At 61.5% G+C, this 13,260-nt stretch carries 12 protein-coding genes; 10 read left to right on the forward strand and 2 right to left on the reverse strand.

Annotated features, from left to right (window positions below; genetic code table 11):
- The first annotated feature begins 74 nt into the window (after positions 1-74).
- Positions 75-1,364: a putative hydroxymethylpyrimidine transporter CytX gene (cytX, locus tag PSCI_RS11785; RefSeq protein WP_045486774.1), complete on the forward strand. Its 1,290-nt coding sequence runs from the start codon at positions 75-77 to the stop codon at positions 1,362-1,364.
- Here the strand turns inward: cytX and PSCI_RS11790 are convergent.
- Positions 1,333-2,079, reverse strand: a complete 747-nt coding sequence (locus PSCI_RS11790) for an RsiV family protein (protein WP_045486775.1) — start codon at positions 2,077-2,079, stop codon at positions 1,333-1,335. The genes cytX and PSCI_RS11790 overlap by 32 nt on opposite strands.
- A gap of 208 nt (positions 2,080-2,287) precedes the next feature.
- Between PSCI_RS11790 and PSCI_RS11795 the strand changes: the two genes are divergently transcribed.
- The 9 genes from PSCI_RS11795 (at position 2,288) to PSCI_RS11835 (ending at position 11,576) form a co-directional block, all read left to right on the forward strand.
- Positions 2,288-2,905 (forward strand): NUDIX domain-containing protein, encoded by a 618-nt coding sequence (locus PSCI_RS11795; RefSeq protein ID WP_045494160.1) that lies wholly within the window; start codon positions 2,288-2,290, stop codon positions 2,903-2,905.
- A complete protein-coding gene (locus tag PSCI_RS11800) occupies positions 2,896-3,348 on the forward strand; it encodes a DUF1249 domain-containing protein (protein ID WP_045486777.1) in 453 nt (150 codons plus the stop codon). The genes PSCI_RS11795 and PSCI_RS11800 overlap by 10 nt, the downstream gene beginning before the upstream one ends.
- Positions 3,349-3,488: 140 nt before the next feature.
- Entirely contained in the window at positions 3,489-4,298 is an 810-nt protein-coding gene (cpdA, locus tag PSCI_RS11805) for a 3',5'-cyclic-AMP phosphodiesterase (protein ID WP_084709943.1), read from the forward strand.
- Positions 4,299-4,379: 81 nt separating this feature from the next.
- A complete protein-coding gene (locus PSCI_RS11810; protein ID WP_045486780.1) occupies positions 4,380-4,973 on the forward strand; it encodes a YqiA/YcfP family alpha/beta fold hydrolase in 594 nt (197 codons plus the stop codon).
- 77 nt (positions 4,974-5,050) lie between these two features.
- Positions 5,051-6,955, forward strand: a complete 1,905-nt coding sequence (gene parE, locus PSCI_RS11815; RefSeq protein WP_045486783.1) for a DNA topoisomerase IV subunit B — start codon at positions 5,051-5,053, stop codon at positions 6,953-6,955.
- The gene (locus PSCI_RS11820; protein WP_045486786.1) at positions 6,952-7,911 is read left to right on the forward strand and encodes an esterase-like activity of phytase family protein; all 960 of its coding nucleotides are present in this window, start codon (positions 6,952-6,954) and stop codon (positions 7,909-7,911) included. Before parE ends, PSCI_RS11820 begins: the two co-directional genes overlap by 4 nt.
- Positions 7,908-8,429, forward strand: a complete 522-nt coding sequence (locus PSCI_RS11825; RefSeq protein ID WP_045486789.1) for a retropepsin-like aspartic protease family protein — start codon at positions 7,908-7,910, stop codon at positions 8,427-8,429. The genes PSCI_RS11820 and PSCI_RS11825 overlap by 4 nt, the downstream gene beginning before the upstream one ends.
- A gap of 10 nt (positions 8,430-8,439) precedes the next feature.
- The gene (parC, locus tag PSCI_RS11830) at positions 8,440-10,695 is read left to right on the forward strand and encodes a DNA topoisomerase IV subunit A (RefSeq protein WP_045486792.1); all 2,256 of its coding nucleotides are present in this window, start codon (positions 8,440-8,442) and stop codon (positions 10,693-10,695) included.
- Positions 10,696-10,874: 179 nt separating this feature from the next.
- Entirely contained in the window at positions 10,875-11,576 is a 702-nt protein-coding gene (locus tag PSCI_RS11835; RefSeq protein WP_045486795.1) for a PqiC family protein, read from the forward strand.
- 61 nt (positions 11,577-11,637) lie between these two features.
- Here PSCI_RS11835 and PSCI_RS11840 read toward each other — a convergent pair whose 3' ends face one another.
- The gene (locus PSCI_RS11840) at positions 11,638-13,161 is read right to left on the reverse strand and encodes a HAMP domain-containing protein (protein WP_045486798.1); all 1,524 of its coding nucleotides are present in this window, start codon (positions 13,159-13,161) and stop codon (positions 11,638-11,640) included.
- Positions 13,162-13,260: the final 99 nt, after the last annotated feature.

Raw genomic sequence — 13,260 nt, forward strand, 5'->3', positions numbered from 1 at the left:
GATGGTGTATCGCCTGAACCGGCCCCTTCGCGAGCGAGCTCCTACCGTATTCCACTCTATTACCGAGCGTTAATGTGAACACACCTGGCACTTACTCCCCTGACCTGCCGGTCCCCGGCGACAAACGGGTTTTCGGCGGGCGCGATCTGTTTTCCCTGTGGTTTTCATTAGGGATCGGCCTGATGGTCCTGCAAGCGGGTGCCTTGCTGGCTCCGGGGTTGGGCATGGCCATGGCGCTACTGGCGATTGCGCTGGGCACGCTGATCGGCGTGCTGTTACTGGCCAGCGCCGGGGTGATTGGTACTGACACCGGGCTGTCGTCGATGGCGTCGCTCAAGCTCAGCCTGGGACGGCGTGGGGCGATGCTGCCGGCGGTTCTCAACCTGTTGCAACTGATTGGCTGGGGCTCGTTCGAGATCATCGTCATGCGCGATGCAGCCAGCCTGTTGGCCGGGCGCACCTTCGGCGCTGCGGGTCTTTGGAGCAGCCCACTGCTCTGGGCGCTGTTGTTCGGCGGCCTGGCAACGCTGCTGGCGGTCAGCGGGCCATTGACCTTCGTGCGCAAGATTCTGCGCCAATGGGGGATCTGGCTGCTGTTGGGAGCCTGCCTGTGGTTGACCTGGAACCTGTTGAGCAAGGCCGACCTGAGCGCGTTGTGGGCCAGGGCAGGGGATGGCTCGATGCCATTTGCCACCGGTCTGGACCTGGCGATTGCCATGCCGCTGTCGTGGCTACCGTTGATCGCCGACTATTCACGTTTTGGGCGTCGGGCCAAGCCAGTCTTTGTCGGCACGGTGCTGGGCTACTTCATCGGCAACTGCTGGCTGATGAGCCTGGGCGTGGCCTACACCCTGGCGTTCGCTGCCGACGGTGAAGCCAATGCATTGCTGTTGGCGCTGGCGGGCGCGGGGATGGGCATTCCGCTGCTGTTGGTGTTGCTCGACGAATCAGAGAAAGCCTTTGCCGATATTCATTCGGCGGCGGTGTCCAGTGCGATGTTGTCGGGGTTGAAGGTCGAACACCTGGCACTGGCAATCGGGGTACTGTGTACCTTGATTGCCTGTTTTGCGCCATTGGCACAGTACGAAGGCTTTCTGTTGCTGATCGGCTCGCTGTTCGCACCGCTGTTCGGCGTGGTGCTGGTCGATCATTTTATCGTCCGTCGCCGCCGTACGCCGGCTGCGCTGCCGGCGTTGTACGGTCTGAGCCTGCTGGCCTGGCTGGGCGGCGTCAGCACCTATCACTTGTTGGCCAATCTGTACCCGCAGGTGGGCGCCACGTTGCCCGCCCTGCTGGTTGCCGGTGCCCTGCTATTTTTGCTGGGGCGTGGTTTCAGCCGCGACCGGGGAACAGCTCGGGCCTGATCACACCATTGAGCTGCGGATAGGGAATCTTCAGCTCGATATGGCCCATGGCATAGGGCGCGATGGTGGTCACCGGATACTTGAGGATCACCGCGCCATAGGTCAATGCCACGTTAGGTGTGCGCTTGAACGGCCAGGTGCTGGCGAACTGCGGGTCTTCGTTGGCTTTGGTCGAAACCATCCAGGCCTGGTGGGCGAGTTGGGCTTTTTGCCAGAACTCGTTTTCCTTGCCGGGCACTACCATGTCGGCCAGGGTCAGGACTTTCTGCTGCTGGCGCGAGTAATTGAACAGCGCCCGGCCCGGATCACCATGGGCACCGCCGCTGTCGAGGTAGCTGGACAGTTCAATCACCACGATACCGTCATGCTGCTCGCGTACCTTGGCTTGCAGGTAGCTGCTGTTGCGGCCTTCGGACTGGCTGAGGAACTGCTGCTCATAGGCTTTCAGGGACGTCGCTGGCGCTGCACCCGGGCGGGTCGGGGCCATCTGCAGGAGGTTCTTCTGCACAATGGCATCGAGCCGCGGCTCGTCAGGGAAATGCACGGTATCGATGTTCACCAGCGGGCAGTCGGCGCTGCTGCAGCCCGGCTTGATCTGCTCCCAGGCCTCGCGTTCGACCTGCAGCGGGGCACGCATGTTGGGCTTGAACAGGCTTTGGCAGGCACCCAGAGTGACGGCCAGGCAAGCCAGCGCAGCGATCTTCGTTAACGACATGATGATCCTTGGCAGTATCAAAATAAGCGGCTGCGCGATACGCATCCAGGCCGATTGGACTGCAAAACCGGTGTTCGGTTCGCCATCGCGACGGATTAGAAATGCTTTACGCCCGCGCGTCTACTCTGGCAGGTAAGGAAGGGGCTGCATCAGGCCTGCGATGCGCGTTAGGATGGCCCCAAGCCAAATCTTTCGCAGCGAGACTTTCATGACCCAGAGCACCCGATCGACCCCCACGGCCTACGAGATCACCCGGCGTGAAACCTGTTTCAAGGGGTTCTACAAACTCGACAAGCTGTACTTGCGCCATGAGCTGTTCAATGGCGGTATGGGGCGGGAACTAAGCCGCGAACTGTTCGTCCGTCATGACGCGGTCTGTGTGCTGCCGTACGACGCCAGGCGCGACGAAGTGGTACTGATCGAGCAGTTCCGGGTCGGCGCTGCCGAGAAATCCGGCAACCCGTGGCTGATTGAAATGGTCGCCGGTCTGATCGACAAGGACGAGCAACCGGAAGAAGTTGCTCATCGCGAGGCAGAAGAGGAAGCTGGTCTGCAATTCAGTGCCTTGTGGCCGATTACCCGGTACTTTCCTTCGCCGGGCGGCAGCGATGAGTATGTGCATCTGTTTCTGGGGCAGTGCGACAGCCAGGGCGCCGGCGGCGTGCACGGCCTGGAGTCGGAGGGGGAGGACATCCGCGTCACGGTCTGGTCGTTCGACGACGCTTTGCAGGCTGTGGCTGATGGCCGGATCATGAATGCGGCAACCATCATCGCCATCCAGTGGCTGGCCTTGAACCGCAATGAAATCAGGGGGCTATGGTCGTGAATCTCTTGCGCGAGCGCTACCGTGTCGATCTTGCCGGGCTGCAGGCCGCCTGCGAGGCCAATTACGCCCGCCTGATGCGTTTGTTGCCAGACATGCGGACACAAAAAAGCTCGCGCCGGATTGCGGTGACCCAAGGCGACCAGATGCTGGGGGTGCTGACGCTTGAAGTGGTGCTCGACTGCCCGTACACCACCACCTTGCAGGTGCGCCAGGAGCACAGCCTGCCCTGGCTGCCGGTGCCCAGCCTGGAAGTGCAGGTCTATCACGACGCGCGCATGGCCGAAGTGATCGGCGCCGAACATGCGCGGCGCTTCCAGGGCATTTATCCGTACCCCAATGCACACATGCACCAACCAGACGAAAAATCCCAGCTCAACCTGTTTCTCGGTGAATGGCTGAGCCACTGCCTGGCGTGCGGGCATGAGTATGAGGCAGTGCGTTGAACCCGCCGATTCTCGGGGTGTGCGCCGGATCAATACTGGCATTTCAATGCGCGGTCTTGTGATCCGTCACTCATTCGCAGATTTGCCGCGCTCCGTATCAACTACCATAATCGCAGCGAATCGTCCGGGGGAGACGGCCGTTGCCGAGTTCATCAATCAAGGACTCTTCAGTCCTGCTGGTCCAGATTTCTGACAGTCATTTGTTCGCTGACGCGGACGGCACGCTGCTGGGCATGAAAACCCGCGAGGGGTTGCACAAGGTCATTGAGCAGGTGCAGGCCGAGCAACCGGCTATTGATCTGCTGTTGATGACCGGCGATTTGTCCCAGGACGGCTCACTGCAGTCGTATCAGGCGTTCCGGCAGATGAGCGAGGTGCTTGGCGCGCCGGTGCGCTGGCTGCCCGGTAACCATGACCACTGGCCACAGATGAGCGAAGCCGCGCAGGGCTGTGACGCCTTACAGCCGGTGACCGATGTCGGCCGCTGGCGGGTGACCATGCTCAACTCCGAGGTCGAAGGTTCGGTGTTCGGTTATCTGGAGGATGAACAACTCCAGTTACTGGAGCAGTCCTTGCGTGAGGCGCCTGAGCGCCATCATCTGGTTTGTCTGCATCATCATCCGGTCGCTATTGGTTGTGAATGGATGAAGCCGATCGGCCTGCATAACGCTGATGCGTTGTTCGCCGTGCTGGAGCGTTATCCCCAGGTCCGGGCGGTGCTCTGGGGGCATGTGCATCAGGAATTTGATCAAGTGCGTCAAGGCATTCGGCTGCTGGCCACGCCGTCGACCTGCATTCAGTTCGCACCGGGCAGCGTAGATTTTGCCCTTGATACCGCCGCGCCAGGCTATCGCTGGTTACGTCTGCATGACGACGGGCGGCTTGAGACCGGTGTTTCGCGGCTAGTCGGCGTACATTTCGAGGTTGATCTGTCCGGAACCGGCTATTGAAACATTTGCCGGTGCAGCTCCCGGGCCTTACTCCTGTAAACTGTGCGGCTTTAATCATGACGCGCAAACCGGAGCCAAGGCATGACCGGCCATACCCCCGCACTCTTGTATATCCATGGCCTGAACAGCTCGGCCCTGTCGAAAAAGGCCACCTGGCTGGCGGCGCTGATGCATTCGCTGGGGCTGCAAGAGCGCTTGCGCGTGCCTGAACTGCACCATCATCCTCGCCAGGCGCTGGCCCAGCTTGAACAGGCCATTGAGGCGTTGGGCCGGCCATTACTGGTCGGCAGCTCGCTTGGCGGCTACTATGCGACCCATCTTGCGCAGCGTCACGGGCTCAAAGCGGTGCTGATCAACCCGGCGGTCAACCCGCACCAGTTGTTCGATGGCTATCTGGGCACTCAGCAGAACCTTTATACCGGACAGCGCTGGGAACTGACCCTGGATCATATTCAGGCGTTGGCCGAGCTGGAGGTGCCTGCGCCAAATCAGCCGCAGGACATCCAGGTCTGGCTGCAGACCGGTGACCAGACCCTGGATTACCGCCGCGCCGCTGCGTTTTATGCTCAGTGCAAGCTGGATATTCGCGAAGGCGGGGACCACAGCTATCAAGGCTTTGAGGCGCGCATGCCCGAGTTGCTGGCGATAGCCGGTTTTGCTCAGACGCCGCTGTAATCCGCCCGCCTGTCACCCCAGTGAAAGGCGCGCATGCAAATATGCAACATTTCATGAACCATTGATGACGAGAACCCATGGCCACTCCCAGCGCTAGCTCTTATAACGCCGATGCCATCGAAGTCCTCTCGGGCCTCGACCCGGTTCGCAAACGTCCGGGCATGTACACCGACACCTCGCGGCCCAACCACCTGGCCCAGGAGGTCATCGACAACAGTGTCGACGAAGCTCTGGCCGGTCACGCCCGTTCGGTGCAAGTGATTCTGCACGCTGACAACTCGCTTGAAGTCAGTGACGACGGTCGCGGCATGCCGGTGGATATCCACCCCGAAGAGGGGGTTTCAGGTGTCGAGCTGATCCTTACCAAGCTGCATGCCGGCGGCAAGTTCTCCAACAAGAACTACCAGTTCTCCGGCGGTTTGCACGGGGTGGGCATCTCGGTGGTCAACGCGCTGTCGACCCAGGTGCGGGTCAAGGTCAAGCGTGACGGCAACGAATACCAGATGAGCTTCGCCGACGGCTTCAAAGCCTCGGAGCTGGAAGTGGTCGGCACCGTGGGCAAGCGCAATACCGGCACTAGTGTGTATTTCAGCCCGGACCCGAAGTATTTCGACAGCCCGAAGTTTTCCGTCAGCCGTCTCAAGCATGTGCTCAAGGCCAAGGCTGTATTGTGCCCTGGCCTGTTGGTGAGTTTCGAAGACAAGTCCAACGGCGAGAAGGTCGAGTGGCACTACGAAGATGGCCTGCGCTCCTACCTGCAGGACTCGGTCAACGACTTCCTGCGTCTGCCGGAAGAACCCTTCTGCGGCAGCTTTGCCGGTAACAAGGAGGCGGTGGACTGGGCGCTGTTATGGCTGCCTGAAGGCGGCGACAGCCTCCAGGAAAGTTACGTCAACCTGATTCCGACCGCGCAGGGCGGCACCCACGTCAACGGCTTGCGCCAGGGCTTGCTCGATGCCATGCGCGAGTTCTGTGAATTCCGCAGCCTGCTGCCGCGTGGCGTGAAACTGGCTCCGGAAGACGTCTGGGAGCGGATTGCCTTTGTGCTTTCGACCAAGATGCAGGAGCCGCAATTCTCCGGGCAAACCAAAGAACGTCTGTCGTCCCGTGAGGCCGCAGCCTTTGTTTCCGGGGTGGTCAAGGATGCGTTCAGCCTGTGGCTGAACACCCACTCGGACCTTGGCATGCAACTGGCGGAGCTGGCGATCAGCAATGCCGGTCGGCGCCTGAAAGCCAGCAAGAAGGTCGAGCGCAAACGCATTACCCAGGGGCCGGCGCTGCCCGGTAAGCTGGCTGATTGCGCAGGCCAGGACCCGGCCCGTTCCGAACTGTTCCTGGTCGAGGGTGATTCGGCCGGTGGTTCGGCCAAGCAGGCGCGAGACAAGGAGTTCCAGGCGATCCTGCCGTTGCGCGGCAAGATCCTCAATACCTGGGAAGTCGATGGTGGTGAAGTCCTGGCCAGCCAGGAAGTGCACAACATTGCCGTGGCGATCGGGGTGGATCCGGGTTCGACGGATATCAGTCAGTTGCGTTATGGCAAGATCTGCATCCTGGCCGACGCCGACTCCGATGGCCTGCACATCGCAACCTTGTTGTGTGCGCTGTTCGTCCAGCATTTCCGCCCGCTGGTGGATGCCGGTAACGTCTATGTGGCGATGCCGCCGCTGTACCGCATCGACCTGGGCAAGGAAATCTTCTATGCCCTGGATGAAGCCGAGCGCGACGGGATTCTCGACCGTCTGGTGGCCGAGAAAAAACGCGGCAAGCCACAGGTCACCCGATTCAAGGGCCTGGGTGAGATGAACCCGCCGCAGCTGCGTGAAACCACCATGGACCCGAACACCCGGCGGCTGGTACAGCTGACTCTGGACGACTTCGATACGACCCGGGAAATCATGGACATGTTGCTGGCCAAGAAGCGCGCCGCAGACCGTAAGTCCTGGCTCGAAACCAAGGGCAACCTGGCCGAGGTCATGATTTGAGAGCGGCCTGGTTCGCCCTTCTGGCCTTGCTGGCGGCACCTGCTTTCGCGGTGCCGCTTGAGCAGCTCAAGCTGGTCTCGGAACATCCGATCGACGGCATGACCGGCGGTAACCTGTCGGGTCTGGCGCTGTGTAACGGCGAGTTGTGGACGGTGTCGGACCGCGATGACCGGGTGCTGTATCGCCTGGACCGCTCGCAACCCGTCTGGCAGGCCGAAGCCGAAATCATCGAGGTGCCCGCAGCGCACAGCGACCTGCCGGCCAGCCTGCGCTCGATGGCCAGCCTGTCGTCGGTGGTGCGGGGTGGTGCTATGGACTATGAAGGCATCAGTTGCGATGCGGCAGGCAACCGCTATGTGGTCAGCGAGGCCCATGGCGCAGTGCTCAAAGTCACCGCGCAAGGCGCGGCCAACTGGCTGCCACTGCCAGCAGATGTGATCCGTCAGGCCCGGGAAAAGGGCATGTTGCAGCGCTTCAATGCGCTGTATGAAGGCATTGCCGTGAGCCCCGACGGGCAACAGCTCTGGCTGGCCGCCGAGCGCGAACAGCGCGGGCTGTTGCGAGTGGATCAGCAAGACGGGCAATGGCGATGCACCGGCAGTTGCGTGCTGTATGCCGAAGTGGATCAGGCCGCGTCGAAGGGCAGTGCTTTTCCGGACTTTTCCGACCTGGCGCTGTACAACGGCAAGCTGTTCACCCTTGAGCGCTCGGTGTACCGGGTCTGCCGGCGCAGCCTGCAAGACGGCGAGCTTGAACGTTGCTGGTCATTCGGTGCCGAGGCGAAAAAGCCGCACCGGCGCTATGAGCAACCCTATGGTCTGACCGAAGCACTGGTGGTTGATGAGAGCGGCGCCTGGATCGGCACCGATAACAACTTTGGTGCACGTGCCGATGGCGAAAAGCGGCCGGTGGTATGGCGCTTCGCCGCCCCGACCGGTGGCTGGAGCGCGCCATGAGCCAGTCACCCCCAGGCCGGCGGGCCGGCAAGGTCCTGATGATGCTTGCCTGGATAGCAGGTCTGTTCCTGGCCACCCGTTTTTTTGGTGAGTGGGAAGACCGGCAGCATAATCCCAACAGCGAAATGCTTTCTGAGCAGGGCGATGGCTATGTCGAGGTGCGTCTGGCAGGTAACCGTCAGGGGCATTTTGTCGGGACAGCGCAGCTCAACGGTCGCCCGGTCGCATTCATGATCGACACCGGCGCCACCGATGTGGCGATACCGGCCGAGGTGGTCGACGAACTGGGCCTGGAGCGCGGTGTTCCGGTCACGGTCAATACCGCCAATGGCCGGGTCCAGGGGTTTCGGACCCGCGTCGAGCGTCTGCAACTGGGCCAGATCGTCCTGCACGATGTTCGCGCTCTGGTGACGCCAAGTCTTGAAGGCAGAGAAATCCTGCTCGGCATGAGCGCCATGAAACAACTTGAATTTACCCAGCGCAGCGGCACCTTGCTGCTGCGCCAGACGACCCAATGATGAGGCCCGCATGAGCGACTCCCTTGACCTCAGTCTCGATGGCGTAGAACGCCGGTCCCTGGCTGACTTCACCGAACAGGCCTACCTCAACTATTCCATGTACGTGATCATGGACCGTGCCCTGCCGCATATCGGTGACGGTCTCAAGCCGGTACAGCGGCGCATTGTCTATGCGATGAGCGAACTGGGCCTGGGCGCCGACGCCAAGCACAAGAAGTCGGCGCGTACGGTCGGCGACGTGCTCGGCAAGTTCCATCCGCATGGTGACTCGGCCTGTTACGAGGCCATGGTGTTGATGGCTCAGCCGTTCAGCTACCGCTATACGCTGGTCGATGGCCAGGGTAACTGGGGCGCACCGGACGATCCGAAGTCGTTTGCGGCCATGCGTTATACCGAAGCCCGGCTGTCGCGGTATTCCGAAGTGCTGCTCAGCGAGCTGGGCCAGGGGACCGCTGACTGGGTGCCGAACTTCGATGGCACCCTTGAAGAACCCGCGGTGTTGCCGGCCCGTTTGCCGAATATCCTGCTCAATGGCACCACGGGTATTGCCGTGGGCATGGCGACTGACGTGCCGCCGCACAACCTGCGTGAGGTCGCCAGTGCATGCGTGCATTTGCTCGACGATCCCAAAGCCACGGTCGAGCAGCTTTGCGAACACATTCCGGGCCCGGACTACCCGACCGAGGCTGAAATTGTCACGCCACGGGCTGACCTGCTGAAGATTTACGAAACCGGCAAGGGCTCGGTGCGCATGCGCGCGGTGTACCGCGTCGAGGATGGCGACATTGTGGTCACGGCGCTGCCGCACCAGGTGTCGGGTGCCAAGGTGCTGGAGCAGATCGCTGCACAGATGCAGGCCAAGAAGCTGCCCATGGTGGCCGACCTGCGCGATGAGTCGGACCATGAAAACCCCTGCCGGATCGTGATCATTCCGCGCTCCAACCGGGTCGACGCCGCCGAACTGATGCAGCATCTGTTCGCCACCACCGATCTTGAGTCCAGCTACCGGGTCAACGTCAATATCATTGGCCTGGACGGTAAGCCGCAGCTCAAGAACCTCAAGGTGTTGCTTAATGAGTGGCTGATGTTCCGCATCGCCACCGTGCGCCGCCGCCTGCAGTACCGTCTGGACAAGGTCGAACATCGCCTGCACCTGTTGGACGGTTTGCTGACGGCGTATCTGAACCTCGATGAGGTCATTCACATCATCCGCACCTCGGATCAGCCCAAGGCTGACCTGATTGCCCGTTTCGACCTGTCGGAAATCCAGGCCGACTACATTCTCGACACGCGCTTGCGGCAATTGGCGCGGCTCGAAGAAATGAAGCTGCGCGGCGAGCAGGATGCATTGCTCAAAGAGCAGGCCAAGCTTAAGGCATTGCTGGGCAGCGACACCAAACTGCGCAAACTGGTGCGTGCTGAGCTGATCGCCGATGCTGAAACCTATGGCGACGACCGCCGTTCGCCGATTGTCGAGCGTGCCGAAGCCAAGGCGCTGTCGGAAAACGAGCTGATGCCTACCGAGCCGGTCACTGTGGTGCTGTCGGAAAAGGGCTGGGTACGTTGCGCCAAGGGCCACGACATCGACGCGACCGGGCTCTCTTATAAAGCCGGCGATGGTTTCAAAACCGCAGCGATAGGGCGCTCCAATCAGTTTGCGGTGTTCATTGATTCCACCGGCCGCAGTTATTCGGTGGCCGCGCATACCTTGCCATCGGCCAGGGGCCAGGGCGAACCGTTGACCGGCAAGCTGCAGCCGCCACCCGGTGCGACCTTCGATTGCGTGCTGTTGCCCGATGACGATGCGCTGTATGTGATCGCGTCCGACGCCGGTTACGGATTTGTGGTCAAGGGTGAAGACCTGCAGGCCAAGAACAAGGCCGGCAAGGCGCTGTTGACCCTGCCGGCCGGCTCGAAGGTGATTGCTCCGCGTCCGGTGCTCGACCGCGAAAATCACTGGCTGGCGGCAGTGACTACCGAGGGTCGCCTGCTGGTGTTTCGCATCAACGATCTGCCGCAGTTGGGTAAGGGCAAGGGCAACAAGATCATCGGTGTGCCGGGTGACCGGGTGGCCAGCCGTGAAGAATATGTCACCGATCTGGCCGTCGTGCCGTCAGGCGCAACGCTGGTGCTGCAAGCCGGCAAGCGTACACTGTCGCTCAAGGCCGATGATCTGGAACACTACAAGGGCGAGCGCGGGCGGCGTGGTAATAAATTGCCACGCGGTTTCCAGCGGGTGGACGCCTTATTGGTGGAAAACGGCTGAGAATGATCGTTTGCGGTCAGCGATCTTCGTTCTGCCATGAAGATCGCCGCATAATCGCTGGAGTCACAGCGAATATTCACGGATGATATGGGGTCTTCAGGAGCAGGCGTGGCTCAATGCCTGCATGACCCTGATGCGTATTCAATTTTTGACCTGCCGAACGCAGGTTGGACGGGACGATGAATCTTCTACGCCTTCCCATGATTTTGTTGGTGACGGGTGTGCTCGGCCTTGCCGGGTGCAGCGTGCATCAACCGGCTGCGCTCTACCAGCTCGACAGCGGTGAGCCAGGCCAGCCAAAGCAGGCTGCTGGGCTGGCAGTATTGCTGGGGCCGGTTTCGATTGCCGACTACCTGCAACGCGAAACCCTGCTGCAACGTCAGCCTGATGGCACGCTGACCGCGGCCGCCGATGGACGCTGGGCCGGTAACCTGTCTTCGGATATCGATCAACTGCTGTTGCGCCAGATTTCCTGGAAGCTCGACAGTCAGCGGGTGGTGTTGTCGCCCACGGTTGCCAACTTCACGCCGGACGTACAGGTGCTGTTGTCCATCACCCGGCTGGACTCCGGTAGCAAGCAGCCGGCGATTCTCGATGCGCAGTGGCGCCTGCTCGACCGCAAGGGTAATGTCCGTGACAGCCGCCTGGTGCACCTCGAAGAGGTCCACACTGGGACAACGGCTTCGCAGGTCAAGGCGCAGGGCATTCTGCTGCAGCGTCTGGCCGATCAGGTCAGCACCGCCATCAAGCCAATTTCCTGGGCGCCGGTTGAGGAACCCAAGAAAACTGCGCCGGTGGTGCGTGCCAAGCCGCAGCCGGAAAAGCCCAAGATTCCAATGGCATCGCCCATTCGAACCGATCTTGAAGTGTTCCGTTTCTAAAGACACGCATAAAAAAACCGCGCCTGGCGCGGTTTTTTTATCTCTGCAATCAGACCTTGTATCAGACCTTGTGCGCGTCGTGCATGCGCGCCAATTGGCGTTCGAGCATCGACGGGTAGGGCTCCATCAGGCGTTCGACACAGCAGGCGCCTTCGGGGCTGGCGATCGGCCGGATGCGTGCGCGCTGGCGCAGCAGTTCGTCATCGTTTACCGAGCGCTCGACCAGCAGCAGGTTGCGGCTGTGTTGCGACAGGGCCAGAGCGTCTTGCGCCTTGTCGGTCAGCAGCAGATCGATCTGGCTCAGGCCCGCCACCCCGTCACTCAAGGTCAGGCCCAGTTGCAGTTGCAGGGTGATGCCGCTGTCGGCGACTTCGATCTGCAGGGCATGGCTCAGGGCGCGCAGCAGCTCGCCACAGCAGATTGCATTGGTGAGGTAATCCTCGCCGCTGGTCTGGGTGTGGAACAGCATGAGGGTGCTGCCGTCGTTCAAGGTGTGCAGCTCGCCGTCATACAGTGACGTGGCCTGGTCCAGGCAGTCGCGATAGCGCTGCAGCAGGTCGGTCAGCCGTGCTTTGGGCAGGCGGCGAAGTTGGTCCTGGCCGCCCAGTTGCACGGCAAGAATTGCGCTGTACTGCGGCTCGCTGGGCGCTGCGGCAGGTACTGGCAAGGACGCAACCGGGCGGGCGACGGGAGTGGAGTTATCGCGCAGGTCGGCGAACGGGTCTTCTTCGTCTTCGAGGTCTTCCTCGGCCACCACGCGTCTCGGCGCAGCAGCGGCTGGCAGGCGCGGCCGGGCCGGTTCGGCAACCTGGCTGCGCGGCTCGGGCTCGTCGTGCTCTTCGAGATCTTCGTCGAACAGTTCGGGCTCAGGGATCGGCTCAGGCTCTGGTATCGGCGGGGCGAACGAGGTGCGTAGCTGGCGGGCCAGATCGCCCACCTCATCCTGGCGCTCGGTGCCTGGGGTGTAGGGGTCGATATCCCTTAGCCACAGGCGCAGTTGCAGCAGCGGGGTCGAGATATGCCGGCCCAGGCGCAGGCTCAGGGCCAGGGCCAACGCAAGCAGGATGCCGGCCAGGATGCCCATGCTCTGCAGGCTGATGGTCATCGGCTGCTGGAACTGCGACATGTCCAGGCTGATCCGCAGATGCCCCGCCATGACGTCCTGGAAGGTGATCTTGATCTCGTACAGCCCCTGGGTTTCACCCAGCAGGCTGTTTTTCGGGCGCTGCCCGGCTTCGGCGAGGATGCGGTTGTCGACGCTGTAGATCGCCGCGTGGGCCACCAGCGGGTTTTTCACCAGATTGCCGAGCAACACGTTGAGGCTGAGGATGTCGTTGGACACCAGCAGTTCGGTCGCCGAGCTGGCTGTCTGGATGGTCAGGGACTGTCCCAGCGCGTCTGCCTGCTCGTGCATGGCCTGTTTGAACTGCAAGCCCATCACGCCGGCATAGATCACCAATGCCAGAGCCACGAGAATCACGTTGTGGCTGGCAATACGCAGGGCGATCGGTACGCGGCGATGACGCAGGGCACGGAAGATCAACAGGAAGAAGTTATCGGTCTTGATAGGCGTGGGCCGGTTCACTGAGCGCGGCTCTTTCGATAATGAAGTTGCCGCGCAGTATAGCGAGCGGCCCAGACGTGGCAAAGCGCTGGCTGTGCCCGATGGTCACTGAAAGCGGGT

This window comes from Pseudomonas sp. StFLB209, from assembly GCF_000829415.1.
GTDB lineage: Bacteria > Pseudomonadota > Gammaproteobacteria > Pseudomonadales > Pseudomonadaceae > Aquipseudomonas.

Coding starts and splice junctions, on each gene's coding strand:
- PSCI_RS11790 (WP_045486775.1), bottom strand. CDS start 2,079: ATGTCGTTAACGAAGATCGCTGCGCTGGCTTGCCTGGCCGTCACTCTG.
- PSCI_RS11795 (WP_045494160.1), top strand. CDS start 2,288: ATGACCCAGAGCACCCGATCGACCCCCACGGCCTACGAGATCACCCGG.
- PSCI_RS11800 (WP_045486777.1), top strand. CDS start 2,896: ATGGTCGTGAATCTCTTGCGCGAGCGCTACCGTGTCGATCTTGCCGGG.
- PSCI_RS11810 (WP_045486780.1), top strand. CDS start 4,380: ATGACCGGCCATACCCCCGCACTCTTGTATATCCATGGCCTGAACAGC.
- parE (WP_045486783.1), top strand. CDS start 5,051: ATGGCCACTCCCAGCGCTAGCTCTTATAACGCCGATGCCATCGAAGTC.
- PSCI_RS11825 (WP_045486789.1), top strand. CDS start 7,908: ATGAGCCAGTCACCCCCAGGCCGGCGGGCCGGCAAGGTCCTGATGATG.
- parC (WP_045486792.1), top strand. CDS start 8,440: ATGAGCGACTCCCTTGACCTCAGTCTCGATGGCGTAGAACGCCGGTCC.
- PSCI_RS11835 (WP_045486795.1), top strand. CDS start 10,875: ATGAATCTTCTACGCCTTCCCATGATTTTGTTGGTGACGGGTGTGCTC.